Below are 26,724 nucleotides of genomic sequence, written 5' to 3'. Positions count from 1 at the left end.
ATGAGAATATTTTCCGATTGATTTTTCAGACGCTCGCTTGCGCCGGCTCCAGGCTGACCCACCACGGCATCCGGCGGTTGACCCGCAGCCCCAGGGTGCTGGCAAGCACATCGAGCACGCGCTCAGTGTCGGCAAGTGGATAAGCCCCCACCACACGCAGGCCAGCAATGCGCGGATCACAGCCGAGATACCCTGGACGATAACGGCTGAGCTCCGCGACGAAATCGTCCAGCCGCAGGTTGTCTGCGAGCAGTACGCCGGTCGTCCAAGCCTGTCTTCCGGCCTGAGCCGGACGATCCAGCTGGACATCCCGACTGTCGAAACCAACCTGCTGCCCTTGTACCGCAATGCGCGGCCGCCCGGTGGTGGGCCGAACCTCGACCGTGCCCTCGAACACACTAAGCTGCGTGGCGCCGTCGCGCTGCATAACGGAAAAGTGCGCGGCATTACGGGTCTTGAGGCTGCCCTCGGCTGTTCGCAGAACCACTGGGCGTTGCTCATCCACTGCCTGGATCAGCAGTTCCCCGCGGTACAAGGCGATATTGCGAACGCCTGTTTCGAAGGCGACATCTACCGCGCTATCGGTGTTGAGCCAAAGCTGCGAGCCATCAGGCAGATGCCAGTCGCGCACCTCGCCAATAGCAGTACGCTGATCTGCCGTCCAGCTACGCCAGGGCGCGGCGCCCCCGGCCAGCGTCAGGACCCCTCCGCCCAACAGGACGGACAAGGCTTTCAATGCGCGGCGCCGACTCGGCTGGTGCTGAAGCAAGGCGCTGGCCTGGTGACCAAACGGATCACGAGCGATGGGCTCGAAGCGACCGCTGATCTGTTCCACGCGCTGCCAGGCTCGTGCGTGCTCAGGAACCTCGACCCAGCAGCGCCACGCCTGGCGGTCATCGTCAGAGACGCTTTCCGACTGCAGCACCGCGAACCACTGCGCCGCCGCCTGCAGGACTTGATAATCAAACCTCACCTATTCGTCCTCAAGCAGCGTCAGGCAGTGCAACATGGCTTGCGCCATGTACTTCTTGATCATCCTTTCAGACACGCCAAGTTCAATCGCGATGGTCGCATAGGTCATCCCGTGCAGCTGTGACAGCAGGAAAGCTTGGCGCACCTTGGCTGGCAGGCGCGCCAACATGGCATCGACCTGCATCAGCGTTTCGATGACCAGTGCCTGCTCCTCCGGCGAGGGCGCGACCGCTTCAGGTTGCAGAGCGATCACATCCAGATAAGCCTGCTCGATCTGCTTGCGGCGCCAATGGTTGATCAGCAAGCCTCGGGCAATGGTATGCAGATAGGCACGCGGCTCGTGGATGGCATCGAGCCCATTGCCCTTGGCCAGCAGACGTACGAATGTATCCTGAGCCAAATCCGCGGCCTTCTGGGTACAGCCGAGCTGCCGGCGAAACCAACCGTTCAGCCAGCCCTGATGATCGACATAAAGTCGATGCACCAGTTGGTGTTGCCGGACCACACCCTCGGTCGCCATCCATCATGCCCTTTGGTATTGCGAGTTGCTAATGCTAACGCTTCTCATAAACGCAAAGCTATGACCAGCAATCACGCCACTGCGTCAAACGCTGGCTGGGCTAGGCTGTGTTCAAATCGAATTGGAGCTTTGACATGAAATACACGATCTTCGCAGCTGCATTGCTGATTGCCTCAGCCCCTGCCTTTTCCTTGGAAATGCGACCCGGCCTCTGGGAAATCACCAGTGATGACATCCAGGTGAACGGCACCGAGATGCCAGGCATGGACGAAATGGTCGAACAAATGAAGGCGCTGCCGGCAGAGCAACGCAAGATGATGGAGGATATGCTCGCCGCACAAGGCGTTGAGCTGGGCACTGGCGGTATTCGTATGTGCCTGAGCGCTGCGCAGGTGAAATCGCGTCAGCTGCCATTTCAGGACGAAGCGGGCTGTCAGCAGGAGGTCACCAACCAGAAGGATGATCTATGGGAGTTCAGCTTCGACTGCCCTGATGCAACTGGCAAAGGCGAAACGCGACTGATCAGTGATCGCGAGGTCGTCAGTATCATCGATAGCCAATATCGCACCGGTACTCAGGAAGGCAGCAGCCGTATGCAATCACGCGGGAAGTGGATAAGCGATCACTGCGGTCAGCTGAAGCCGCTAAATCAATAGGGTTTCACGTGGAACCTCAGCAGGCACTACTCGACAGCCCATTCGCCTTTATTGGTCTGCTCGCACGCTGGCTGCAGAAAACGTGCATCCGACGCAATGCCGTAGTAATGGATATCCTGCCGGTAAGGCATGTTAGATACCTGCGCATTGCGGCACACACCGAAAGCGCCGGTGGGGCATTGATCGACGAAAGTGACTTCGACTTCCTGGCCTGGAAGCTCCGGCTGACAGAAGCCTGAGCGAAACAGCTCGGCGGGGATCGTACGGTTCTGCTGACAGAGCTTCACTTCGATACGTTCATCATGACTGTGGATGACGCAGCCCTCGGCCCACGCCTCTCCAGCCACGACTACAGCCAACAGCAAAATTCCACTAGCGCGCATCTTCAATCACCTTGACCTGTCCGCCGCGACTCTAGCATGCAGGACCTGAAATCGCTTTCATCTCACCGTCCGGATGCGCACCATAGCCAGATGCTGAATCAAATACCTACCCATATGATTAGCGGCCCGCTAGGGGCCGGCAAAACCAGCCTCATCCGTTCGTTGCTTGCACAAAAACCGGCAACCGAGCGCTGGGCTATTCTGATCAACGAGTTCGGCCAGATCGGGCTAGACGCCGCACTGTTGAGCACAGATGACACGGGGATCACCCTGGCTGAAGTGGCCGGGGGATGCCTGTGCTGCGTCAACGGTGTGCCCTTTCAGGTGGGCTTGAATCGGTTGCTGCGCAAAGCGCAACCGGATCGCCTGCTGATCGAACCCTCGGGGCTCGGCCACCCTGCGGAGCTGCTCTCTCAGCTGGACAGCCCACCCTGGCGCGGCATCCTGGCGTTGCGCCCCAGCGTGACGGTCCTTGACGCAGCGGCGTTGACGCGCGGCGAGCCCTTGCCAACCAGTCAGCTGCAAGCGCTCAAACACAGCGGGCTGTTGCTTTTGAACAAGAGCGAAAGCCTGACGCAGGCCGAACGCGATAGCGTAATCACCACCCTGCCGCCCTTACCGCTGCACTGGACCCGGCAAGGCGAGTTGCCGATCGTCCGACTGCCAGGTTTCGGAGCACCAGCCGGATTTGACCCAATACAGACGCCTCTACCGCCCACTACAGCCCCGGCGGCGTTGGGTGGCGTCTGGCTGGACCAGACCCAGCCATTCTGCATGAGCCAGGGAAATAGTGATGGCTGGAGCATCGGCTGGCGCTGGCACCCCAGTCAGCGTTTCGACCTGCAACGCATCGCAGACACCCTGAAGGGCATGGGCTGGAGGCGGGCGAAGATGGTCATGCATGGGGCCGAAGGCTGGCGTTCGGCCAACGCCCTGGCCAGCGATCCACTCTTGTTCAAGCCAAGCGAGTGGCGAAGAGATTCGCGCCTCGAACTGATATTCGACGATCCGCAGAACGAGAAGACGTTAGCGGCCGCGATCGGGACATGCCGACTTGGACCAGCAGCATCAGTCGTCGCGCCGACGCCAGTCATCCATCTGAATGATGCGACCTGAATCGAGTGGCTCCCGATAGGGATGTGCGTCCATTTCGATGGGCCCGGGGCGGCCGCCGAACATGACGACGCTGCCCTGATGCCGCTGTTCACCAGTCACGGTGAACTCGAACCCGTAGATACGCGCGAAACGGCGCTGCCCTCGCGTATCGCGGATCAAACCAAGGCGGCGGAATGCGACATTGCCGTCGAGGAGCTCGACATCCATCTTCTTGCAGTGGCGGCGTACTGCCGACAATGCGCGCTCACGTATGCCGTGTGAGTGCCAGAACCAGGCGGCAACCGCCATCAGCAGTAGGAATATGAACAGATTTCCGAGCGTTACCACGAGCGGTACTCCCCACCCGTAGCCTTTAAGTGCGGCAAGCACATAGCCGATACCTTGAGGATGTACCGGCAGACGCCTCCAAGCGAAGTGCTCAACTTTCCAGCCAGACGTCGCGCGCCCAATGCCAGACCGTCTCCCAGCTCTGGTCGGTCATCTCATGCTCACTGCCGTCGAACAGCTTGACCTCTCCCTCCAGATCAACGACGTAGTAGTCAGGGCCATCCTGACAGATTGGCAGCAGATCGCGCTCTACTCCGGCATCCCACGCGTTTGCGGCAACTTCCGGCAGGTAGGTATGAGATTGCGGATCCGCGGCGGTAACTGGCTCAAGGCGGCCGTACACGACATCGCTGACCGTCAGGAGAAATTCGCGCAGGCCAAACGGCAAGTTGATCAGCAGTTCCTCTTCGACCTCGACCAGTCGGTCGTCATCCGGTAATTCCAATGGCACAGGTACTGGCTCATTGAGTTCACGCAGTTGTTCGATCACTTCTTCCATGACTGCCCCCTTTCAATCGTCAGGAAATGCGCCGTTTATACAAGCCCCTGCATTGGCTAGCCAGTGGCAGTCGCGCTAAAGTGACTGCCGCTCGAAAATCCTGGTGTGCTATGCCTACCCAATGCAGCGCCTGACAGCCCCGCTGGCACCCGATGAGCGCGTGCAGGTCATACTGGCCGCTCGAGTTCGAAGCAGGAGTTATTTTGCAATCCATCGAAGAACACGACCGGCTAGAGGCGGCATTGGCACAGTGTGCCAGTGAGGCCATTCATATCCCCGGCGGCATTCAACCCCATGGCTTTCTGCTGGTGCTGCAGGAGCCACAGCTGACGGTTATCCAAGCCAGTGAGAATGTCGGGCAATGGCTGGGGGTCGAAGCGAACACGTTGCTTGGCCGCCCGCTGACTGAGCTGATTGGTCACTGCGGCTTTGCCGAAAGTCTGGCGCAGCTGGCTGACGACGACCACAACCCGTTCCACCTGAGCGATATCAAATTCAGCCTTCCGGAAAGCAGTGACCGCCCCTCGTTCGCGTTGTTAGCCCATCGTTACGACGGACAGCTGATCGTCGAATTCGAGACCGCCGGCAGTTCCAGCAAGGCATACGACACGCTCTACCCGTTGATGCGGACATTTGTCGTGCAGCTGCAGGAGGCCCAGGAGCTGGACCTGATCTGCCAGCTGGCCGTGCGCGAGGTCAAGCGCATCACCGGCTTTGGTCGGGTCAAGGCGTACCGATTCGATGCACAGGGCAACGGTCTGGTACTTGCCGAAGAGGCCGACGAGGGTTATCCGCGCTATCTCGGCTTGTGCTTCCCGGCTTCGGACATCCCTCCCCAGGCGCGGCAGTTGTACTGCAACAACCTGATCCGCGTGATTCAGGATGCCAACTACCGGGCCTCTCCGTTGGTCCCAGTGCTGAACCCAACGTCAGGTAAACCGCTGGATCTCAGCTTCGCCTCGCTGCGCAGCGTGTCGCCGATCCATCTGCAATACATGCGCAACATGGGCACCCTCGCGTCGATGTCCATCTCCATCGTGGTTCAGGGCAAGCTATGGGGGATGATTTCCTGCCATAACGCAGAGCCTAAAGCCGTGAGCTACCAGACCCGCACGGCCTGCGAACTGCTGGGTCGCATTCTTTCACTGCAGATCGAAGCCAAGGAAGCGGCTGTACTGGCTCAGCGCAAACTCGAGCTGCGTCGTCAGATCGTCGAACTGCTGTCGGCGATGGCCGACCGCGACAGCGTGATCGAGGGCTTTAAGACGTTACCCTCCGTCGTACTTGGTTTCGCTGGTGCCAATGGCGCGGCCATCGTTTCCGGCGAGCGTCATGAAGTGATCGGCGAGACACCACCTGCTGAATTGCTGACAAGACTGACGCAATGGTTGTCGCTTCAGCATGAGCGCGTGGTGTTCAGCAGTGATTGCGTTTCCCGTGACATCCCTGCTGTGCCAGAGCTGGCCGAGCATTGTGCTGGGCTGCTTGCAATCTCCATTTCACGGCTGCATCCGCATTACCTGTTGTGGTTTCGCCGCGAGCAGGTCAAGACGGTGGACTGGGCTGGGCACTCGGACAAACGAATCGATAGCCACGGTGCTCTGTCGCCACGCAACAGCTTCGAAAGCTGGCGTGAGACAGTGCGCGGTTACGCACCGCCCTGGCAGGAAGTGGAGCTGGATGGCGCCCTCGAGCTGCGCACCTCGGTCCTGGGTATCGTGTTGCGCAAGGCCGAGGAGATGGCACAGCTCGCCGGCGAATTGCGTGAGAGCAACAAAGAGCTCGAATCGTTCTCCTACAGCGTTTCCCACGACCTGCGTGCGCCGCTGAGGCATATCGCAGGCTACACCGAGCTGCTTGGGGAGCTTGAAGGCAGCAAACTGAGCGACAGAGGCCTGCGTTTTCTCGACAACATCGGCGATGCGGCGCGGTTCGCCGGCACCCTTGTCGACAACCTGCTGAGCTTCTCCCAGATGGGACGTGCGGCCTTGCGCCTCTCGGACGTCAATCTCCACGCCCTGGTCGAATCCATTCGTCAGGAAATGGCTCCGGATTGCGAAAACCGGGAGATAGAATGGCGAGTCTCCCCGATGCCAGTAGTAGTGGCCGATGCAGCCTTTATCCACATGGCGCTGCGTAACCTTATCTCGAACGCCATCAAGTACAGCCGCAAGCGCGAGCACGCGATCATCGAGATCGGCGCAGAGGAGCGGCCAGAGGAAATCATTGTCTTCATCCGGGACAACGGTGTGGGCTTCAACATGCAGTATGCCAACAAGCTGTTTGGTGTATTCCAGCGCCTGCACCGAATGGAGGAATTCGAAGGCACCGGTATCGGGCTGGCCAGCGTACGCCGCATCATCGAGCGGCATGACGGACAAGTCTGGGCCAACGGCGAGATCAACCAGGGCGCGACGTTCTTCTTTTCGCTGCCCAGACTGAGCTATGCGACATCCCTTTAGTACAGGACCCTAAATGCTCAAACCCATTCTGCTGGTCGAGGATAATCCTCGAGACCTGGAACTGACGCTGGTGGCGCTTGAACGCAGCCAGCTGGCCAACGACGTGATCGTCATGCGTGACGGCGCCGAGGCCCTGGATTATCTGCTGCGGCGGGGCGAGCATGCCGAGCGGGCGGACGGCAATCCAGCGGTCCTGCTGCTCGACCTCAAGCTGCCCAAGATTGATGGCCTGGAAGTTCTCAAGACCGTTCGCGAAACCACCGAGCTGCGCAGCATCCCTGTAGTGATGCTGACCTCTTCGCGCGAAGAGCCGGACCTGATGAAAGCCTATGAACTCGGGGTGAACGCTTACGTGGTCAAACCGGTCGAATTCCGAGATTTCGTGACGGCCATTTCCGACCTGGGTATTTTCTGGGCTGTGCTCAACGAACCGCCACCGGGCTCGTTACGGCTGCAGCGTCAGCGCCGGGACCGCAAAGGCGAAGAACAGCCGAGCTGAAACGCCGCGGCTCCGACTCATTCGAAAGCAACGTCCTTTCGAGCAGTGTGATATCCGTGACAGGATGGTTATGCCGGCGACAACACCTATCAGCGTCCTGTTCATCGAAGACAGCCCACACGATGCAGAATTAGCACTGCTGACCCTCGAACGTAGCGGCTATGCCATCGATGCCGAAGTGGTCTACGACCGGGCCGGTGTCACCGAGGCGCTGCAACGACGCAGCTTCGACCTGGTTCTTTCAGATTTCATTCTTCCTGGCTACTCGGGTAGCCAGGCACTGCAGGAAGCCGGGCAGCTGGCCCCTGACACACCATTCATATTCCTCTCCGGTGTCTTCGGAGAGGAGCATGCCGTGAACATGATGCGTTCCGGTGCCGTCGATTACGTACTCAAGCAAAACCTAGGCTTCTTGCCGAAAGCCGTCGAGCGCGCGCTTGGCGAGGTGCAAGAGCGCCGAGGTCGTCTGCGCGCCGAAACCGCATTACGCGAGGTGGAAGTTCGTGCGCGGCTGGCGATCGACGCGGCAGGATTGGGGATGTGGGATTACGAGCCGCAAAGTGGATCGATGATCATCGATCATCGATGCCGCAGAATGTTCGCACTCACCGACGATGCGCCTGTGGACATCGGCATGTTCGAATCGCTGTGTCACCCGGACGATCTGCCGCGTATTCGGGAACAGCTCTGGGGGGCGATCAACCACGACGGTGACAAGGATTTCACTGTTGATTTCCGCATTCTGTTGGATGACGGCCGGGTGCGATGGGTCGAAACCCGGGGTCAGGGCTTCTTTGAACGGGGTGTCTGCCAGCGCTTCATTGGCGTGGTGATGGATGTCACCGAACAGAAGATGGCCACCGAAGCCCTGAAACGCATGAACGAGACCCTTGGCGAGCGCGTCGAGGCCCGGACCCGCGAGCGCGACCGTACATGGGAACTGTCCCGCGACCTGCTTGCCGTAATGCACTTCGATACCAGGGTGCTGGCCCTGAACCCGGTCTGGGAAACCACGCTCGGCTGGCCCAGAGAGAAACTGCTCGATCAGCCGCTCTGGGCACTGGTGCACCCCGATGATCTGATTGCGACCCATGAAGAGACCGAACGGATCCGCCGCGGCAACGTCACCGACCGCTTCGTCAATCGGATGCAGCACAGTGACGGCAGCTACCGCTGGCTATCCTGGACCGCCGTTCCCGAGGCCGAAATGCTGTATGCCGCTGGACGCGATATCACCAGCGAAATCGCAGCGGTGGATCGGCTCGCAGCAGCCAATCGCGAGTTGACCGAGCAGATCAAGGAGCGTGAACGCATCGAGGCCACGCTCCAGCAGATGCAGCGTCTGGAAGCGGTGGGCCAACTCACCGCGGGCGTCGCCCACGACTTCAATAACCTGCTCACCGTCATCCTTACCAGTGCCAGCTTCCTGAAGAACGATCTGGAGCGCGGTGCGCCGGTGACAAAGGCGCTCAGCCGGCTTCAGTACATCCAGGAATCCGGCGAACGCGGAGCCACACTCACCAGCCAGCTGCTTGCCTTCGCCCGGCGTCAGCAGTTGGCGCCCAAGGCCATTGACCTCAACGACACGCTGGTGGGGCTGCTCAGCCTGTTGCACAGCACCCTCGGCGGCGCAGTCACTATCGAAACCGATACCTGCGGCGGGCTCTGGCATGCACTGGTCGACCCGACCCAGATCGAGATGATCATTCTCAACCTTGCGATCAACGCACGCGATGCCATGGGCTCCGGTGGGCGGCTGGTCCTCAGTACAGAGAATGCGGTGATCAATGTGCCCGCGCAGAGAGCGGAGGAGCCTGGGCCTGGCGAATACGTGGTGCTGTCCGTAAGCGATACCGGGACGGGCATGAGCAGTGAAGTCCTGCAAAAGGCATTCGAGCCGTTTTTCACCACCAAGGAAGTGGGCAAGGGCTCGGGACTTGGCCTGGCGCAGGTGTTTGGGTTCGCCAAACAGTCCGGCGGCGGCGCATGCATCGAGTCCGAAGTGGGTGTGGGCACGACCGTGAAGGTTTACCTCCCCCGCGCTCAGGCACCCGAAAAACCCATCGGACTACCGGAGTACGATCCGGGTACGCCAGTGGGGGATGCCTCCAATACGGTGTTACTGGTCGATGATGACAACAGCGTTCGAGAGGTAACCGCGCAGATGCTCGCCAACCTCGGTTACGCGGTGATCCAGGCCGACAGCGGCCGGTTGGCGCTGCAATTGCTGGAAGAAGGTACCCGTGTCGACCTGCTGCTGGCTGACTTTGCGATGCCTGGCATGAACGGTGGTGAGCTGGCGCGGGCCGTACTGTCCCGCTATCCAAAGCTGCCCGTGGTGTTCATTACCGGCTATGCCGAGCTGGGTGAGCTGGGCATGGGCACATCGACGATCATCCAGAAGCCGTTCCGCGAAGAGCAGTTGGCAGGCAAGTTGAGCATGGTACTCAAAGAGAACGCACTGGCTTGACGCACGATTCCCTACGTCAGAGGCTGAAAGCCGCCACGGCTGGCCAACATGAACGAGTGGACGTCGCCTTTTCCTCTTTCGACCTCGAAAGTATCAAGGGCTACCGCGCATTTCTCGGGGCGCATCTACAGGTGGTCCACCCGCTGGAAGTTGCCCTGGAAGCGGCCGGCATCGACAGGCTGATCCACGACTGGGCCAACCGTCAGCGACGCCACGCACTCATGGCGGATCTTCATGAACTGGGTGAGAACCGCATTGCTCTGCCCGCGCCGCTTGTCGTCGAACCTACACCGGGTTGGTGCCTGGGCGCGTGCTACGTCCTGGAAGGATCGCGACTGGGAGGCCGCCTGCTCGCCAGGCGGGTAGCTGCAGCCAACCCAGCGGCACCACTGAACTACCTGGCACACACGGATACCAGCCCGTCCTGGCCGGGTTTTCTTGAGGAGTTCGAACAAAGCGCTCGGCTCCAGCCATGGCAGGAACTGCTAGCCGGAGCGAGCGACTGTTTCGATCTGTTCGTCGCGGCTGCGGCAGGCCACTGACCGCCTGAAGCGAGGGCAGGCGTGCTGCGAAGCGGCCCTGGTCACTATCTGAAGCCTGCGGGGTCATTCGCTCAGTAGCGACGCGTACTGGTCAACTCGTCCAGCACCTGATTGACCACACGAAACGGCACCGACATGTGGTCTTCCCCTGCCACGACCTGGAAGTCCGTGCGCAATCCATATTGCGAAAGATCCTGCAGCCGCAGCTGCAGCGCGCGCGTGTCATGGATTGCCTGAGGCATCTCGCGGTCGCCGACCCACATCGTCAGGCTCTTGTGGACCAGATCCAGTTTCCCTTCCTGAGCCTGTTGGCTGAAGGCCCGTTCATGCTCCAGCAGAAAGCGGTCACGCCACCAAAGGCTCGGACTTATCGCCACCACGTGCTGAAACATCGTTGGCCGAGTGAACAGTGCGTAAAGGCTGAACATCCCGCCAAACGAGTGGCCCACCAGGCTGCGCTGGTCCTGATCGACCTCGAAGCGCTGGTCGACTTGAGGCATCAGGCGTTTCTCGATGAAATCGAGCAAGAGGTCTTGACCGCCTTGTGGCGGGTCATTGCGCTCGGCGAGTTGCGGTGGCGTCAAATCGAACGCGCGGCGCTCGAAGTCCAAGGGAGTATCGCTCGGGTAGCCGATGCCCACGAGGATCGTCGATTGCATCCGCTCCTGGGCGCGCTTGGCTGCATGAAAGGCCGGGAAATAGGCATTGGCATCGAGCAGGTAGATCACTCGATGGCCGCCGGTATAGGGCACCTCGCCCTCCGGCAGGCTGACCATGACTCGATATTCCCGGCCCTCGGCGCTTTTCATCATCCACTGCTCGGTGCCGTCCAATGGCACGGGCTCGGCATGGCCGGCATTCGCGGCGCCCAGCAGCAAAGCGCCGAGCATGGTGGCGCAGGTACGCAACCAGCCTCCGAAGAGGCTCACTCCACGGTTACCGACTTGGCCAGATTGCGCGGCTGATCGACGTCAGTTCCACGCAGAACCGCTACGTAATACGACAGGAGCTGCAAAGGCAGTGTGTAGAGAATCGGGGCAAGCACATCATGGATATGCGGCATGCTGACGATAAAGGTGCCCTCACCATCCTCGATGCCTGCTTCCCGATCGGCGAATACGATCAGCTCGCCGCCACGGGCTCGCACTTCCTGCAAATTGGATTTCAGCTTCTCCAGCAGTTCGTTGTTCGGCGCGACCGTAACCACCGGCATATCGGCATCGACGAGGGCCAGCGGACCATGCTTCAACTCGCCTGCCGGGTAGGCCTCCGCATGGATGTAGGAAATTTCCTTGAGCTTGAGCGCACCCTCCATCGCGACCGGATACTGCGCACCGCGCCCGAGAAACAACGTGTGGTGCTTTTCAGCGAAGTGCTCGGATATTTTTTCGACCGTCGCATCCATTGCCAGCGCTTCCCCTAGCCGGGTCGGCAGGCGTCGCAATTCGTCGACCAGTTCAGCCTCCAGCGCGGAGGAAAGCGTGCCGCGAACCTGTCCTAACGATAGCGTCAGCAGCAGCAGGCCCACCAGCTGCGTGGTGAAGGCCTTGGTCGATGCCACGCCAATCTCCGGACCAGCCTGGGTCAGCAAGGTCAGATCGGATTCACGCACCAGCGAGCTGATCCCGACGTTGCAGATCGCCAGGCTCGCCAGATAGCGCCCCTCTCCTTCGGTGCGCGCCTTGGCATTGCGTAGCGCTGCTAGGGAATCGGCGGTCTCGCCGGACTGGGAAATCGTGACGAACAGGGTGTCTGGCTGCACCACCACCTTGCGGTAGCGAAACTCGCTGGCAACTTCTACCTGACAAGGAATGCCGGCCAGCTCTTCCAACCAGTAACGGGCGACCATACCGGCGTGATAACTGGTACCGCAGGCAACTATCTGGACGTTGCGGACCTTGGCAAACAACTCGGCTGCCTGGGGACCGAACGCTTGCACCAGCACCTGACGATCACCGAGTCGGCCTTCGAGAGTGCGCTGCACGACCTTGGGCTGTTCGTGAATTTCCTTGAGCATGAAGTGGCGATATTCGCCTTTGTCGGCGGCCTCGGCGCCCTCGTGGTACTGCGCCGTCTCGCGCTCAACCAACTGACCGGCCGCGTCCCAGATCTGCACGCTGTCGCGGCGGATCTCGGCGATGTCACCCTCCTCCAGGTACATGAAACGGTCAGTGACTTGGCGCAACGCCAGTTGATCGGAAGCGAGGAAATTTTCGCCAAGACCCAGGCCGATCACCAACGGGCTGCCGCTACGTGCAGCCAGGAGGCGGTCCGGCTGTGCAGCGTTGATCACCGATAAGCCGTAGGCACCGTGCAACTCCTTGACCGCAGCCTTCAGTGCATCGGCCAGATCGCCGAACATCTTCAGTTTATGGTCCAACAGGTGGACGATGACTTCAGTGTCGGTCTCGGAGGTGAATACATAGCCAAGGCCTTTGAGCTGATGACGCAGGGCTTCGTGATTCTCGATGATGCCGTTATGCACAACGGCGAGCTCACCACCTGAAAAGTGCGGATGCGCGTTGCGCTCGCTGGGCGCACCGTGAGTCGCCCAGCGCGTATGGGCAATGCCCAGCCGCCCGGCCAACGGCTCCTGCTGTTGGGCCTGATCCAGCTCGGCTACCTTGCCGACCCTGCGCAGCCGTTGGAGAACGCCGTCATCGTCAATCACGGCGAAGCCTGCGCTGTCATACCCACGGTATTCGAGACGCTTGAGCCCCTCGATCAGGATTGCGGTGATGTTGCGTTCAGCGACGCCGCCAACGATGCCACACATGTCTAGATCTCCTGATGGTTTTCGACGGCCGCGCAGATCAGCTTGATCCCGCGGGCCTGAATGCTGGAACGCGCCTCGGCGGTAAGCCGGTCGTCCGTAATAAGGGTATGGATGTCGCCCCAGGGCAACTCCAGGTTGGGTATTCGCCGACCGATCTTGTCGGACTCCGCGAGCACGATGACTTCCCGTGCGACTTCAGCCATGACGCGCGACAGGCCAAGCAGCTCGTTGAAGGTGGTGGTGCCACGCTGAAGGTCGATGCCGTCAGCGCCTATGAACAATTGGTCGAAATCATAGGAGCGAAGCACCTGCTCGGCCACCTGCCCTTGAAAGGACTCGGAGTGAGGATCCCAGGTTCCACCCGTCATCAGCAGCGTAGGCTCATGCTCCAACTCACGCAGCGCATTGACCACACCCAGCGAATTGGTCATCACGAGCAGTCCGTGCTTATGACCGAGTTGAGGAATCATGGCCGCAGTTGTGGTGCCGCTGTCGATGATGATGCGGGCGTGCTCGCGAATGCAGCCAACCGCCGCTCCCGCGATCGCTTGCTTCCAAGGGGAGACAGGTTGCACGCCGTCGCCGATCAATTCTTGTGGAAGAGGGACCGCCCCGCCATAACGTCGCAATAACAAGCCGTTTTTTTCGAGCGCGGCAAGATCCTTGCGGATGGTGACTTCAGAGGTTTCGAAACGCTTCGACAATTCGTCCACGCTCACCTCTCCTTGCTCGCTGAGCAAGGAAAGAATGGCATGACGACGCTGCGGTGTGTTGCGTTTCGACATTCTTAAGTTTCGATTCGAAAGTAAAGTTCGCGAATCAAAACCTAATCGCTCGCGGCAGTCAACTCCTGATCTATGTCAGACGCGGAAATAGCCCATCAGGTCCTGCTGATGATTAGCGAGCTGATTGAGTGACTGGCTGACCCTGGCTGATTCCTCTGCCTGACCGGATAGCGATTCGGTCACGTCACGAATGCCGGCGACGTTGCGGTTGATCTCCTCGGCAACGGCGCTCTGCTCCTCGGCCGCGCTGGCTATCTGAAGGTTCATGTCGGATATCACCGCAACCGCATCACCAATTCTTTGCAGGGCCGCGACAGCATTCCCCACTTGATCGACGCTGCCTTGGGCCTGGTCGCGGCTGCCTTGCATCGCCGTCACCACATCGCGGGTCTCGTTCTGCAGCCGTTCGATGACCTGGCGAATTTCCTCGATGGACTCCTGCGTACGTCGCGCCAAACCTCGTACCTCATCGGCAACCACCGCAAAACCACGCCCAGCCTCCCCGGCGCGCGCGGCCTCGATAGCGGCGTTGAGCGCTAGTAGATTGGTCTGTTCGGCTATCCCGCGGATCACCTCCAGAACCGATCCGATCTGCATGCTGCTGTCAGCCAGGCTTTCGACCTGCGTCATGGCCTGATTCAGCTCACTGGCGAGGCTGCCGATGCTACGGGTGGTCTGATCGATAATGGTCAGCCCTTCGTGCGTCGCCTGATCCACGTCGCGTGCCGCTTCAGCGGCTTGTGCTGCATTGCGTGCCACATCCTGCGCGGTTGCGCTCATTTCCTGTGAAGCCGTGGCGACCTGGTCGACTTCGCGGAACTGCTGCTGCATGCCGGCGCTGGTCTGACTGGCGATCGCGGCCGACTGATCAGCGCTGCTACGCGCGTCCTGCACCGAGCGTTTGACATCGGCGATGGTGGGCTGAAGCTTGTCCAGGAAGCGATTGAACCAGCCGGCCAGCGCTCCCAGTTCATCATCACGAGAATAGTCCAGGCGACGAGTGAGATCGCCTTCGCCGCTGGCGATATCCTTGAGCATTGCCGCAACGCCTTCGATTGGCCGGGTGACGCCACGTGCCGTCAGCCACATCAGCGCCAACCCCCCCAGAACCGCTGCAAGCCCGAGGGCCAGAGCAATCATGCTGTCCTTGTGACTTTGATCCTGAAGCTCCTGTTCGAGGCGTAACGCAGGCGCGAGCAGCACCTGCCGTGGTACTTCAAGCAGGATCGCCCATGGTGCAAGGTCGGGGATCGCCCGCACCGGCTGCAGAACACGGAGCATGTCGCCGTCTTCGAGCATCACTTTCTGTCCTGCGGCAACGGCGCGACTGATCGCGTCGGTCTCCGAGCCGAATGCAGCCCCCAGCGGCTTGCCCAGCAACCCTGCATCACGGCTGTAACCACCCAGCAGCCTGGCAGGACTGATGACGCTCAAGTGGCCCTCGCCCTGATACAGCTCATGGTGAGCCTGCTCGCTAAGTTGCTGGAGCGACGCCAGGCTGATGTCGACCCCAACCACTCCTATGACCTTCCCATTCTCAATCAGCGGGAATGCAACGCTGGTCATCAGCAATGGGCGGCCTTCAACCTCATCGAAATAGGGATCGAGGAGACAGACCTTCGCGCCGTTAAGGGGGCAGCTGTACCAGGCGTTGTACGGCGCACCGCTGATGCCCGGCGTGGCATCGGCAAGATCTTCCTCGTCCATGATCTCTGCGCTCAGCTGTCCCGGGGTTCGCTGAGACCAGTACAGAGAAAATCTACCCGTGTCGTTGCCGCCCATTTCTGAATTGCCGACGAACATGCCGTCCTTGTCGTCCAAGGCATCCGTTTCGAACACGACATAGAGGCCGATCAGGTCCGGATTTGCCTGCAGTGCGTTTTTGGCCTGGCGATGCAGGTCCTCACGCAGTTCGAAGGCGTTATACATCCGCTCGATCGCCTGCTCACGCAGCGACAGCACCTGACGAGTGAAGCCCAGACCGTACTGGTAGGCATCATTGAACTGACGCTCGATGCGCAGGGCTTGAGCCTGACCAAGCGCGTGCAGATTCTCGCGGGCGGACGCTTCAAGCATCTTTCCGCTGGAAGCGCTGACGAGGGCAACAGTCTGACGAGACTGAAAGAGCGAGGCTCCAATCAGCAGGCAGACGATCAAAAGCAGGCAGAGGCCAGCCAGTAGAGTGAGTTTCCACTGGATGGATAGACGGATTACGGCGGGCATGGTCGCGTCCTTCTTCGGTATGCCCTGTAGATCGGCGGAAGATAGGATCTCTTGAACGCCGCCTGAGCAGGCGGCTTACCGAGTGAGGGTCGGACGCTCCCAAAGCATTTCTACTTGGGCCTTTTTTGCGGCCGCTGCCAACCCTGGATCAACGCCTGCCGTGCACGCCCCAAGGCCAGAGTACCGGCCGGGACGTCTGCCGTGATCACTGAACCCGCTCCGGTTGTCGCTCCATCGCCCAGCGAGACCGGCGCGACGAGCGAACTGTTGGAGCCAATGAACACATCTTCACCCATGACCGTACGAGACTTGTTGGCGCCGTCGTAATTGCAGGTGATGGTGCCGGCACCGATATTGGTCCGCGCACCAATTTCCGCGTCGCCTAAATACGCCAGATGACCAGCCTTGGCCCCCTCACCCATCCGCGTATTCTTCACCTCGACGAAATTGCCGACATGTGCTTTTTCCCCCAGCAGGGCACCGGGGCGCAGACGCGCAAACGGCCCGCAATCAGCGCCCTCACCCAGCTCTGCCCCATCCAGATGGCTATTGGCTTTGACCACCGCGCCGCGGCGGAGGGTGCTGTTAATGATGACGCAGTTGGGGCCGATCTCGACGCCATCCTCGATCACGACTTTCCCTTCAAGGATCACGTTCACGTCGATCAGCACGTCACGTCCCACGGTAACCTCGCCGCGAAGGTCGAAGCGAGCGGGATCGCGCAGCGTGACACCCTGGGCCATAAGACGATGGGCGGCGCGCTGCTGATAGTGACGCTCAAGCTCGGACAGCTGAATCCGATCATTCGCGCCCTGCACTTCCATTGCATGCAACGGTAGTTCGGTCGCGACCACCAGACCGTCGGACACGGCCATGGCGATCACGTCGGTCAGGTAATACTCACCCTGCGCATTGCTGTTGGACAGCCGGCCCAGCCAGTCGCCCAGCCGCGCACCTGGAACGGCCAGAATGCCAGTATTGCCTTCCGCTATGAGCCTTTGCTCGGGCGTAGCATCCTTGTGTTCGATGATCGCCTGAACCACGCCCTGCTCATCACGTACGATGCGGCCATAGCCGGTCGGATCGGTTAGCTTCACGGTCAGAAGCGCTAGCTGATCAACGCTGACCCTTTGCAGGAGTCGCTCGAGTGTCGCCAGTTCGATCAGCGGAACGTCGCCATAAAGGATCAGCACTCGCTCCGCGGTAATTGACGGGAGCGCCTGCGCAACCGCATGCCCGGTCCCCAACTGCTCGGCTTGCACCACGAAATTCAGATCATCCGCCGACAGCCGTTCACGAACTCGCTCCGCACCATGACCAATCACTACGTGTATGGCTTGCGGCTTTAGCTCGCGAGCCGTATCGATGACGTGCCCAAGCATGGATTTTCCAGCAACTGGGTGGAGAACCTTGGGTAGTGCGGAACGCATACGCGTGCCCTGACCAGCAGCGAGAATGACGATATCGAGAGACATGACGGGTCCTGAACAGAGTTGGCTTTGTGTTGCCTAGGCGAGACGTTGTGCCAAACGCAAAAAAAAGAAAAGGGTAGCCAAGGCTACCCTTTTACTCATCAGCGATGAAACCGTTAGCGGATCAACCGCGACCGTACTTCTTGCGCATTGCCTCGATGGTCCGCAGCTGCGCTGCAGCTTCGGCCAGACGCGCAGCAGCGGAGCCGTAATCGAACTCTGCTCCTTTCTCATGCAGCGCTTTTTCAGCAGCTGTAACCGCAGCCTGTGCGGCCGCTGCATCCAGATCCTTGGCGCGCGTAGCGGTATCGGCAAGCACCTTCACCATGTTCGGCTGGATTTCAATGAAACCGCCGGAAATGTAGAAGATGTCCTCCTCACCGCCTTGCTTGATGACACGGACCGGACCGGGCTTGAGATCGGTCAGCAGAGGGGCGTGGCCCGGCAGGATACCCAGGTCGCCCAGGTGTCCATGAGCGACAACCATCTCTACCAGCCCCGAGAACAGCTCTTCTTCCGCACTGACGATGTCGCAGTGGACTGTCATAGCCATACATATGCCTCGGTAATCAGCCCGGCTGTTGGCACACGCCTCCGGCCGGGCTTATTGGCGCCCGCGAGCGGGCGCGCAGTTACAGTTTGTTGGCTTTCTCGATGGCTTCGTCGATGCCGCCAACCATGTAGAACGCCTGCTCCGGCAGATGATCGTAATCACCGTTGAGGATGCCGGCGAAGCCACGGATGGTTTCTTTCAGCGAGACGTATTTGCCAGGCGAGCCAGTGAAGACCTCGGCCACGAAGAACGGCTGGGACAGGAAGCGCTGAATCTTACGAGCACGGGATACAAGCTGCTTGTCCGCTTCGGACAGTTCATCCATACCCAGAATCGCGATGATGTCCTTCAGCTCCTTGTAGCGCTGCAGCACGTACTGAACGCCGCGAGCGGTGTCATAGTGCTCCTGACCAATCACGTTGGCATCCAGCTGGCGCGAGGTGGAGTCGAGCGGATCGACCGCCGGGTAGATACCCAGAGAAGCGATGTCACGCGACAGAACCACGGTAGCGTCCAAGTGGGCGAAGGTGGTCGCCGGGGACGGGTCAGTCAGGTCGTCCGCAGGTACGTATACGGCCTGAACGGAGGTGATCGAACCGCTCTTGGTGGAGGTGATGCGCTCCTGCAGAACGCCCATTTCCTCGGCCAGTGTCGGCTGATAACCCACCGCGGACGGCATACGGCCCAATAGGGCGGATACTTCAGTACCGGCCAGGGTGTAGCGGTAGATGTTGTCGACGAACAGCAGAACGTCCTTGCCTTCATCACGGAACTTCTCAGCCATGGTCAGGCCGGTCAGTGCTACACGCAGACGGTTTCCTGGTGGCTCGTTCATCTGGCCATATACCAGAGCAACTTTGTCCAGAACGTTGGAGTCCTTCATCTCGTGATAGAAGTCGTTACCTTCACGAGTACGCTCACCCACACCGGCGAACACGGAATAACCACTGTGTTCCATCGCGATGTTACGGATCAGCTCCATCATGTTTACGGTCTTGCCCACACCGGCGCCACCGAACAGACCGACTTTACCGCCTTTGGCGAACGGGCAGACGAGGTCGATAACCTTGATGCCAGTCTCCAGCAGCTCGTTGCCACCGGCTTGCTCGGAATAGCTCGGAGCGGCGCGGTGGATACCCCAGCGCTCTTCTTCGCCAATGGGGCCGGCTTCGTCGATAGGGTTGCCCAGCACGTCCATGATCCGGCCCAGCGTGGCAGTGCCCACAGGTACGGAGATGGCAGCACCAGTATTGCTGACGTCCAGGCCACGCTTGAGGCCTTCGGTCGAGCCCATGGCAATGGTACGGACAATGCCGTCGCCCAGCTGCTGCTGGACTTCCAAAGTGGTTTCGGCGCCCGTGACTTTCAGCGCGTCATAAATGTTCGGTACCACATCGCGCGGAAATTCCACGTCGATAACGGCGCCGATGATTTGAACGATACGTCCGCTACTCATGTTTGGTTCCTCTGAATATTTGAACCGTTCTTAAACCGCGGCAGCGCCGCCGACGATTTCCGAAATTTCCTGGGTGATCGCAGCCTGACGGGCCTTGTTATAGACCAGTTGCAAGTCGCTGATCAGCTCACCGGCATTGTCGGTTGCGTTCTTCATGGCGATCATCCGGGCGGCTTGTTCAGCTGCACCGTTCTCGACCACAGCCTGGTAAACCTGGGACTCGACGTAGCGAACCAGCAACGCGTCCAGCAACAAGCGAGCGTCGGGTTCGTATAGGTAATCCCATTGACCTTTCGGCGCGGTCTGATCGTCACTCGCGGCCAACGGTAGCAATTGCGCCACGGTAGGCTTCTGCGTCATGGTGTTGATGAACTTGTTCGACACCAGGTAAAGACGGTCCAGACGGCCCTGATCGAAGGCATCCAGCATGACCTTGACGCTACCGATCAGATCATTGATCGATGGCTCTTCGCCAAGCCCATTGACTGCCGCGACCACATTGCCGCCGAAGCTGCGGAAGAAGCTCGCGCCCTTGTTGCCGATCACGCACAGATCGGCTTCGACCTTGCTGTCGTGCCATTCCTTCATGCTCTTGATCAGCACCTTGAACAGGTTAGTGTTCAAGCCGCCGCACAGGCCACGATCGGAAGACACGACGATGTAGCCGACGCGCTTGACCGAACGCTCCACCATGAACGGGTGGCGGTACTCCGGGTTGGTATTGGCCAGATGGCCGATTACCTGCTGGATCCGCTCCGCATAGGGACGGCTGGCAGCCATACGCATCTGTGCCTTGCGCATCTTGCTGACCGCCACCTTTTCCATGGCGCTGGTGATCTTCTGCGTGCTTTTGATGCTCGCAATCTTGCTGCGAATCTCTTTTGCGCCTGCCATTTGACACCTATCGGGTTAGCAAGCGAGAGCCTTGCGGCTCTCGCTGCGGCTTACCAGGATTGGGTGGCCTTGAACGACTCGATACCGGCTTTGATGCCCGCGTCGATTTCGTCGTTGAAGTCGCCCTTCACGTTGATCTTGTCCAGCAGAGCGACGTGCTCGTGATGGAAATAGGCAATCAACGCCTGCTCGAAGGCGCCAACCTTGGCCACTTCGATGTCCTGCAGATAGCCACGCTCGGCTGCATACAAGGACACCGCCATGTCGGCAATGGACATCGGCGCGTACTGCTTCTGCTTCATCAGCTCGGTAACGCGCTGACCATGCTCGAGCTGCTTGCGGGTCGCTTCGTCCAGATCAGAAGCGAACTGGGCGAATGCCGCCAGTTCACGATACTGAGCCAGCGCGGTACGGATACCACCGGACAGCTTCTTGATGATTTTGGTCTGAGCAGCACCACCCACACGAGATACCGAGATACCGGCGTTAACGGCCGGACGGATACCTGCGTTGAACATGGACGACTCGAGGAAGATCTGACCGTCGGTGATCGAGATCACGTTGGTCGGAACGAACGCAGATACGTCACCAGCCTGGGTTTCGATGATTGGCAGAGCGGTCAGGGAACCCGTCTTGCCAGTCACGGCACCATTGGTGAACTTCTCGACGTACTCTTCGGAAACGCGCGATGCACGCTCCAGCAAGCGGCTGTGGAGATAGAACACGTCGCCGGGATAGGCTTCACGTCCCGGCGGACGGCGCAGGAGCAGGGAAATCTGGCGGTAGGCCACGGCCTGCTTGGACAGATCGTCATAAACGATCAGGGCGTCTTCACCACGGTCACGGAAGTACTCGCCCATGGTGCAGCCGGCGTAAGGAGCCAGGAACTGCAGCGCAGCGGATTCAGATGCCGAAGCAGCAACGATGATGGTGTTAGCCAGGGCGCCGTGCTGCTCGAGCTTGCGAACTACGTTGGCGATGGTCGACTGCTTCTGACCGATCGCGACGTAGACGCATTTGATGCCGCTGTTGCGCTGATTGATGATGGCGTCGATGGCCAGAGCCGTCTTACCGATCTGACGGTCGCCGATGATCAGCTCGCGCTGACCACGACCAACAGGGATCATGGCATCGACCGACTTGTAACCGGTCTGGACCGGCTGGTCGACCGACTTACGCCAGATCACACCAGGGGCGACCTTCTCAACCGCGTCAGTTGCCTGCGCGTTGACCGGACCCTTGCCGTCAACCGGGTTACCCAGTGCGTCGACTACGCGGCCCAGCAGTTCCGGACCAACCGGTACTTCTAGAACGCGACCAGTGCACTTGGCGCTCATGCCCTCGGTCAGGCTCTGATAGGCGCCCAGTACCACGGCACCCACGGAGTCCTGCTCCAGGTTCAGGGCCATGCCGAAGACGCCGCCAGGAAATTCGATCATTTCCCCGTACATCACATCGGCCAGGCCATAGATGCGAACGATACCGTCAGAAACGCTGACGATGGTGCCTTCGTTACGCGCTTGAGCAGACACGTCGGAACTACCGATGCGCTGCTTTATGATTTCACTAATCTCGGAAGGATTCAGTTGCTGCATGCCACGACCCTCAAATCAGGATTTCAACGATTCGGCCAACTGGCTCAGTTTGCCGCGGACCGAACCATCGACAACCACATCGCCGGCGCGGATGACAACGCCGCCGATCAGCGCAGGGTTCACGACCTGCTGGGGGTTGACGGTACGATCTAGCCGCTTCGACAAGGCGGCAGCCAAAGTTTGGAGTTGCGCAGGAGTCAGCTCAAAAGCTGTCTGCACTTCAACGTCGAGTGTCTTTTCAGCTTCAGCCTTGAGCTCCTCGAACAGCTCCCGAATCATCGGCAACACGTCCAGGCGATCGTTATCGCCCAGGGTGGAGACGAAGTTTCGGAACGCTTCATCGATGTCGCTACCGAATAGCTGTACCAGCGTCTTGACCTTGCTTTCGCTGGTAAGACGCGGGTTCTTCAGCAGTTCGGCAACTTGGGGAACGTCAACGGCGACCGCAGCCAGGCTCAACATGCCCGACCAGGCATCAATCCGGCCAGCAGCACTGGCGAATTCGAAAGCGGCCTTTGCATAGGGCCGAGCAAGCGTCTGGGTATTGATCATCGCTTGCCTCGCTTAGAGTTGGGAGGCCAGTTTTTCGACCAGATCGTTGTGCGCCTTGGCGTCCACTTGGGACTCCAGGATCTTCTCCGCACCCATGACAGCCAGTACGGCTACCTGGTTACGCAGTTGCTCCTTGGCACGATTCACTTCCTGCTCGATTTCGGCACGGGCGCCAGCTACCAGTCGCTCGCCTTCAACGCGCGCCTGTTGCTTGGCTTCCTCAACAATGGCGTTGGCCTGCTTGTTAGCCTGCTCTAGGATCTGGGCAGCTTGCCCTTTGGTCTCACGGAGGGTGTTGGACACCTTTTCCTGAGCCAACTTTAGGTCTTGCTGCGCACGGCCTGCGGCGTCCAGACCTTCGGCAATTTTCTTCTGGCGTTCTTGCATGGCCTTGGTGATTGGCGGCCATACGTACTTCATGCAGAACCAGACGAAAATAGCGAAAGCGAACGTTTGACCGAACAGCGTCAAGTTAATGTTCACAGCGATATACCTCGTGCTATCTCGTTCGACGCGGTTGTCAATTCCACGGCAACGGGGCTCGGCAGGCGAACCCCATCAGGAACCGGAAAAGTCTTAAGCAGCGACAACGAAGATGAGGTACATCGCGATACCAACACCGATCATCGGTACGGCGTCGAGCAGACCAGCCATGAGGAAGGTCTTGGTTTGCAGTTGCGGAGCCAGCTCGGGTTGACGAGCAGTGGATTCCAGCAACTTGCCGCCCAGCAGGGCGAAGCCGATGCCAGTGCCCAGGGCACCCAGACCGATCATGATGGAGGCGGCGATGTAGACGAGTTCCATGTAAAGCTCCTGAAGCTAAGGGTTAAGGTTTTCTTGGTTGAAGCGAAACAGTTTGAACCGGTTCAGCGGTTACGGCGTGAGTTCGGCATGACCGTGATCTTCATGCGCAGAGCTCAGATACACCACGGTCAGAACCATGAAAATGAACGCCTGTAGCGGTATCACCAGAATATGGAAGATCGCCCAGGGCACATTCAGGGTCCACTGCACGTAGAACGGCAGCAGCGCGATAAGGATGAACACCACCTCACCGGCATACATGTTGCCGAACAGTCGCAGAGCCAGGCTCAGCGGCTTGGTCAGCAGACCGAGGATTTCGAGGAACAGGTTGAATGGAACGAGCGACCAATGGTTGAACGGCGTAAAGGCCAGTTCCTTGGTGAAACCGCCGACACCCTTTACCTTGAAGCTGTAAAACAGGATCAGGATAAACACACCTAGCGACAGACCAAAGGTGCCATTCGGGTCGGCGGTTGGGACGATCTTGAAGTACGGTAGACCAAGCAGACTTGCCAGGCCCGGGATGTAGTCGACCGGAATCCACTTCAGACTGTTCATCAAGAACACCCAGACGAAGATGGTCAGAGCCAGAGGTGCGATCAGCGCGTTGCGGCCATGGAACGTATCCTTCACCACGCCTTCAACAAACTCGACGCACATTTCCACGAAGTTCTGCAGGCGTCCCGGAATACCGGCGGTGGCGCCTTTGGCGGCCATGCGGAAAACCAGGATGAAGATCAGGCCCATGAACAGCGACCAACCAAGCGTATCGAGGTGGACTGCCATGAAGCCCATATCTCGGGCTTCCAGACCGGACTGAGCAATGGTCCAGGTGGCCTGATCGACCACGGAGCCATCTGCGCGAACGTAGCCTTCCGGCAGTTTTCCGTAAGTCAGATTCTGCAGGTGATGCTGGATGTATTCCGCCGGGGTACTCGCCATAAACGCCTCAGTGCTCAATGCTTCGGATTATTTTTCATCAGCAGGAGGGCGCTCGCTCCGGCGCCAAGAACCACCAGGTAACCGACAAATAGAGCTGCCGGCTGCAGCGGTTTCACTCCCACAAACACCAGCGCGAATAGCGCTGCTGCCAGAATCTGTTTACCCATTTCGCCAGCCCAGAGGGACTGAACGATGGCCTTGGCTGACCGCGCTCCAAAATAGCGAAACGCCTTGAAGGCAAAGTACGAATTAGCCGTAAAAGCGATCAGCCCACCCAGCAAAGCCGAATAGCCCGCAACCATACCAAAAATCAAACCACATGAAACGCCGGCGCTCACTGCGACCAAAGCCTGAACGAGCAGTACTCGCATGACTGGTAGCCGATGGAGAGGTGTCTTGTTGCGTATGTTCACCGTGCATCCATAGCTAAAACGCGTCTGCCGTCCACATTGACTGCAGTCAAAAAAGCGCCGCGAGTATAGGAGCAGCCCACACCGCATTCAACCAGCAGGTAGCAGTTTCTGACCGGCACTACATAAACTTTGTATCAACGAATGTGCGCAAGCACGCCCTGCAGCTCATCCAGCGAATTGTAGCGGATCACCAGCTGTCCTTTGCCCTTTTCGCCGTGCTTGATCTGAACCGGCGAGCCCAATCGCTCAGCAAGTCTTTGCTCCAGCCGGACGATATCCGGGTCACTTTTTGGCTGCTCCTTGGTGCGCTCGGAACTGTTCAACCATTGCCGTACCAGTGCTTCGGTCTGGCGTACGGTTAGCCCGCGTGCGACAACATGCCGCGCCCCTTCAACCTGCTGATCCGCTGGGAGTCCTAGCAATGCGCGCGCATGGCCCATCTCCAGGTCCCCGTGGGAAAGAAGCGTTTTGATCTCTTCAGGCAGCGCGATCAGTCGCAACAGGTTGCTGATGGTTACACGAGACTTGCCTACAGCATCGGCTACCTGCTGCTGCGTCAGCTGAAATTCCTGCTGGAGGCGTTGCAACGCCACTGCCTCCTCAATGGGGTTCAGGTCTTCGCGCTGGATATTCTCTATCAGCGCCATGGCGATTGCGGCTTCGTCGGAAACGTCCTGCACCAATGCTGGGATCTTGTCCAGGCCAGCCTGTTGACTGGCGCGCCAGCGGCGTTCGCCTGCGATGATTTCGTATCGACCCGAGCCGATCGAACGAACGACGATAGGTTGCATGACGCCTTGGCTGCGGATCGAATGCGCCAGTTCTTCCAGAGTCACCGGATCGATATCGCGCCTAGGCTGATATTTACCGCGTTGTATGACATCAAGCGGCAACTGTTGCAGCTCGCGCTCATCAAGTTGAGCGGTGCTTTCCTGCGTAGTCGCCACGTTAGCGCCACCGAGCAGGGCATCCAGTCCGCGTCCTAGGCCTCGTTTTTTGGTCGCCATGAATATTCCTTATGCGGTTACGCTGCGGGCGGATCGACGCTGGCGGCGCGATAACTCACCCGCCAACGCCAGATAGGCCAAGGCGCCTTTCGATTGCTTGTCATAGACCAGTGCCGGCATGCCATGACTCGGTGCTTCGGCAAGCCGTACATTGCGGGGGATCACCGTGTCGTAGAGCTTTTCGCCAAAATGGGTCTTGAGCTGTTCGGTGACATCGTTCGTAAGACTGCTACGCGGATCGTACATCGTCCGCAATAGCCCCTCGATCTTCAGGGATGGGTTAAGGGCCTGCCCGATTCGCTGAATAGAGTTGACCAGATCGGTCAATCCTTCCAGGGCGTAGTATTCACACTGCATCGGTATGATCACGCCGTCAGCTGCCGTCAGCGCGTTGATCGTTAACATCGAAAGGGAAGGCGGGCAGTCGATCAAAATGTAATCGTAGTTCTCTCGAACCGGTGCAAGGGCCTCGCGAAGCCGATGCTCTTTGGTCGGCAGTTTCAAAAGCGCGACTTCCGCTGCCGTCAGATCTCGGTTGGCGGGCAACAACTGATAACCGCCGTGTTCGGAATACTGCATGGCATCGACCAGGCTGCATTCACCGATCAAAACATCATAGATCGAATATTCGAGACTCAACTTATCCACACCACTGCCCGTAGTGGCATTGCCCTGAGGATCGAGGTCGATGAGCAGCACCCTTCGGCGCGTCGCTACAAGCGAAGCGGCCAAATTGATGCAGGTGGTGGTCTTGGCGACACCGCCCTTCTGGTTGGCGATGGCAAATACTTTAGCCATGGTCAGTG

The 26,724-nt window shown here is 59.3% G+C and carries 27 protein-coding genes; 6 read left to right on the top strand and 21 right to left on the bottom strand.

Features of this window, described 5'->3' with window-relative positions:
• Positions 1-25: 25 nt before the first annotated feature.
• Both EA797_RS00225 and EA797_RS00220 read right to left on the bottom strand, forming a co-directional pair.
• Entirely contained in the window at positions 26-973 is a 948-nt protein-coding gene (locus EA797_RS00225; RefSeq protein ID WP_122163115.1) for a FecR domain-containing protein, read from the bottom strand.
• Positions 974-1,492, bottom strand: a complete 519-nt coding sequence (locus tag EA797_RS00220; protein WP_122163113.1) for a sigma-70 family RNA polymerase sigma factor — start codon at positions 1,490-1,492, stop codon at positions 974-976.
• A gap of 134 nt (positions 1,493-1,626) precedes the next feature.
• On the opposite strand from EA797_RS00220, the gene EA797_RS00215 reads away from it, so the two are divergent.
• Entirely contained in the window at positions 1,627-2,148 is a 522-nt protein-coding gene (locus EA797_RS00215; RefSeq protein WP_122163111.1) for a DUF3617 domain-containing protein, read from the top strand.
• A 26-nt stretch (positions 2,149-2,174) separates the two neighbouring features.
• Here EA797_RS00215 and EA797_RS00210 read toward each other — a convergent pair whose 3' ends face one another.
• Complete coding sequence (locus EA797_RS00210; protein WP_122163109.1) at positions 2,175-2,531, bottom strand: NADH:ubiquinone oxidoreductase; 357 nt, start codon at positions 2,529-2,531, stop codon at positions 2,175-2,177.
• 90 nt (positions 2,532-2,621) lie between these two features.
• On the opposite strand from EA797_RS00210, the gene EA797_RS00205 reads away from it, so the two are divergent.
• Entirely contained in the window at positions 2,622-3,647 is a 1,026-nt protein-coding gene (locus EA797_RS00205) for a CobW family GTP-binding protein (protein ID WP_122163107.1), read from the top strand.
• On the opposite strand, the gene EA797_RS00200 is transcribed toward EA797_RS00205, so the two are convergent.
• Both EA797_RS00200 and EA797_RS00195 read right to left on the bottom strand, forming a co-directional pair.
• Positions 3,600-3,974, bottom strand: a complete 375-nt coding sequence (locus tag EA797_RS00200) for a DUF3301 domain-containing protein (RefSeq protein WP_122163105.1) — start codon at positions 3,972-3,974, stop codon at positions 3,600-3,602. The two genes, EA797_RS00205 and EA797_RS00200, sit on opposite strands and share 48 nt — an antisense overlap.
• 91 nt (positions 3,975-4,065) lie before the next feature.
• Complete coding sequence (locus EA797_RS00195; protein ID WP_122163103.1) at positions 4,066-4,473, bottom strand: SMI1/KNR4 family protein; 408 nt, start codon at positions 4,471-4,473, stop codon at positions 4,066-4,068.
• A 203-nt stretch (positions 4,474-4,676) separates the two neighbouring features.
• On the opposite strand from EA797_RS00195, the gene EA797_RS00190 reads away from it, so the two are divergent.
• From EA797_RS00190 to EA797_RS00175, 4 genes are all read left to right on the top strand, one after another.
• The gene (locus EA797_RS00190; protein ID WP_244214040.1) at positions 4,677-6,935 is read left to right on the top strand and encodes an ATP-binding protein; all 2,259 of its coding nucleotides are present in this window, start codon (positions 4,677-4,679) and stop codon (positions 6,933-6,935) included.
• 13 nt (positions 6,936-6,948) lie between these two features.
• Entirely contained in the window at positions 6,949-7,434 is a 486-nt protein-coding gene (locus EA797_RS00185; RefSeq protein ID WP_122163099.1) for a response regulator, read from the top strand.
• A 70-nt stretch (positions 7,435-7,504) separates the two neighbouring features.
• Positions 7,505-9,904: a hybrid sensor histidine kinase/response regulator gene (locus EA797_RS00180; protein WP_122163097.1), complete on the top strand. Its 2,400-nt coding sequence runs from the start codon at positions 7,505-7,507 to the stop codon at positions 9,902-9,904.
• The gene (locus EA797_RS00175; RefSeq protein WP_122163095.1) at positions 9,901-10,446 is read left to right on the top strand and encodes a biliverdin-producing heme oxygenase; all 546 of its coding nucleotides are present in this window, start codon (positions 9,901-9,903) and stop codon (positions 10,444-10,446) included. The genes EA797_RS00180 and EA797_RS00175 overlap by 4 nt, the downstream gene beginning before the upstream one ends.
• A 71-nt stretch (positions 10,447-10,517) precedes the next feature.
• On the opposite strand, the gene EA797_RS00170 is transcribed toward EA797_RS00175, so the two are convergent.
• The 16 genes from EA797_RS00170 to EA797_RS00095 form a co-directional block, all read right to left on the bottom strand.
• Positions 10,518-11,375: an alpha/beta hydrolase gene (locus tag EA797_RS00170; protein ID WP_244214039.1), complete on the bottom strand. Its 858-nt coding sequence runs from the start codon at positions 11,373-11,375 to the stop codon at positions 10,518-10,520.
• The gene (gene glmS / locus EA797_RS00165) at positions 11,372-13,222 is read right to left on the bottom strand and encodes a glutamine--fructose-6-phosphate transaminase (isomerizing) (RefSeq protein ID WP_122163093.1); all 1,851 of its coding nucleotides are present in this window, start codon (positions 13,220-13,222) and stop codon (positions 11,372-11,374) included. The genes EA797_RS00170 and glmS overlap by 4 nt, the downstream gene beginning before the upstream one ends.
• 2 nt (positions 13,223-13,224) lie before the next feature.
• Positions 13,225-14,007, bottom strand: coding sequence for a DeoR/GlpR family DNA-binding transcription regulator (locus EA797_RS00160; RefSeq protein WP_122163091.1), 783 nt, complete (start codon positions 14,005-14,007; stop codon positions 13,225-13,227).
• A gap of 75 nt (positions 14,008-14,082) precedes the next feature.
• Complete coding sequence (locus EA797_RS00155; RefSeq protein ID WP_122163089.1) at positions 14,083-16,230, bottom strand: methyl-accepting chemotaxis protein; 2,148 nt, start codon at positions 16,228-16,230, stop codon at positions 14,083-14,085.
• A gap of 110 nt (positions 16,231-16,340) precedes the next feature.
• Positions 16,341-17,705, bottom strand: a complete 1,365-nt coding sequence (gene glmU, locus EA797_RS00150; RefSeq protein ID WP_122163087.1) for a bifunctional UDP-N-acetylglucosamine diphosphorylase/glucosamine-1-phosphate N-acetyltransferase GlmU — start codon at positions 17,703-17,705, stop codon at positions 16,341-16,343.
• A 121-nt stretch (positions 17,706-17,826) separates the two neighbouring features.
• Entirely contained in the window at positions 17,827-18,255 is a 429-nt protein-coding gene (locus EA797_RS00145) for a F0F1 ATP synthase subunit epsilon (protein WP_122163085.1), read from the bottom strand.
• A 79-nt stretch (positions 18,256-18,334) separates the two neighbouring features.
• Positions 18,335-19,711 (bottom strand): F0F1 ATP synthase subunit beta, encoded by a 1,377-nt coding sequence (gene atpD, locus EA797_RS00140; RefSeq protein WP_122163083.1) that lies wholly within the window; start codon positions 19,709-19,711, stop codon positions 18,335-18,337.
• A 30-nt stretch (positions 19,712-19,741) separates the two neighbouring features.
• Positions 19,742-20,605, bottom strand: a complete 864-nt coding sequence (atpG, locus tag EA797_RS00135; RefSeq protein ID WP_122163081.1) for a F0F1 ATP synthase subunit gamma — start codon at positions 20,603-20,605, stop codon at positions 19,742-19,744.
• A gap of 50 nt (positions 20,606-20,655) precedes the next feature.
• Positions 20,656-22,200 (bottom strand): F0F1 ATP synthase subunit alpha, encoded by a 1,545-nt coding sequence (gene atpA / locus EA797_RS00130; RefSeq protein WP_122163079.1) that lies wholly within the window; start codon positions 22,198-22,200, stop codon positions 20,656-20,658.
• Between the two features lie 15 nt (positions 22,201-22,215).
• Complete coding sequence (locus EA797_RS00125) at positions 22,216-22,752, bottom strand: F0F1 ATP synthase subunit delta (protein WP_122163077.1); 537 nt, start codon at positions 22,750-22,752, stop codon at positions 22,216-22,218.
• A 12-nt stretch (positions 22,753-22,764) separates the two neighbouring features.
• Entirely contained in the window at positions 22,765-23,235 is a 471-nt protein-coding gene (locus EA797_RS00120; protein WP_122163075.1) for a F0F1 ATP synthase subunit B, read from the bottom strand.
• A gap of 93 nt (positions 23,236-23,328) precedes the next feature.
• Entirely contained in the window at positions 23,329-23,556 is a 228-nt protein-coding gene (gene atpE, locus EA797_RS00115; RefSeq protein ID WP_019340921.1) for a F0F1 ATP synthase subunit C, read from the bottom strand.
• Between the two features lie 69 nt (positions 23,557-23,625).
• The gene (atpB, locus tag EA797_RS00110; protein ID WP_122163073.1) at positions 23,626-24,498 is read right to left on the bottom strand and encodes a F0F1 ATP synthase subunit A; all 873 of its coding nucleotides are present in this window, start codon (positions 24,496-24,498) and stop codon (positions 23,626-23,628) included.
• 14 nt (positions 24,499-24,512) lie between these two features.
• Positions 24,513-24,911 (bottom strand): F0F1 ATP synthase subunit I, encoded by a 399-nt coding sequence (locus EA797_RS00105; protein WP_244214038.1) that lies wholly within the window; start codon positions 24,909-24,911, stop codon positions 24,513-24,515.
• A 134-nt stretch (positions 24,912-25,045) separates the two neighbouring features.
• A complete protein-coding gene (locus tag EA797_RS00100) occupies positions 25,046-25,918 on the bottom strand; it encodes a ParB/RepB/Spo0J family partition protein (RefSeq protein WP_122163069.1) in 873 nt (290 codons plus the stop codon).
• 9 nt (positions 25,919-25,927) lie between these two features.
• A complete protein-coding gene (locus tag EA797_RS00095; RefSeq protein WP_122163067.1) occupies positions 25,928-26,716 on the bottom strand; it encodes a ParA family protein in 789 nt (262 codons plus the stop codon).
• Between the last annotated feature and the right edge of the window lie 8 nt (positions 26,717-26,724).

The organism is Stutzerimonas zhaodongensis, assembly GCF_003696365.1.
GTDB lineage: Bacteria > Pseudomonadota > Gammaproteobacteria > Pseudomonadales > Pseudomonadaceae > Stutzerimonas > Stutzerimonas zhaodongensis.
Note: the sequence above shows the minus strand (reverse complement) of the source record. Positions and strands in the feature narration are given on the sequence as shown.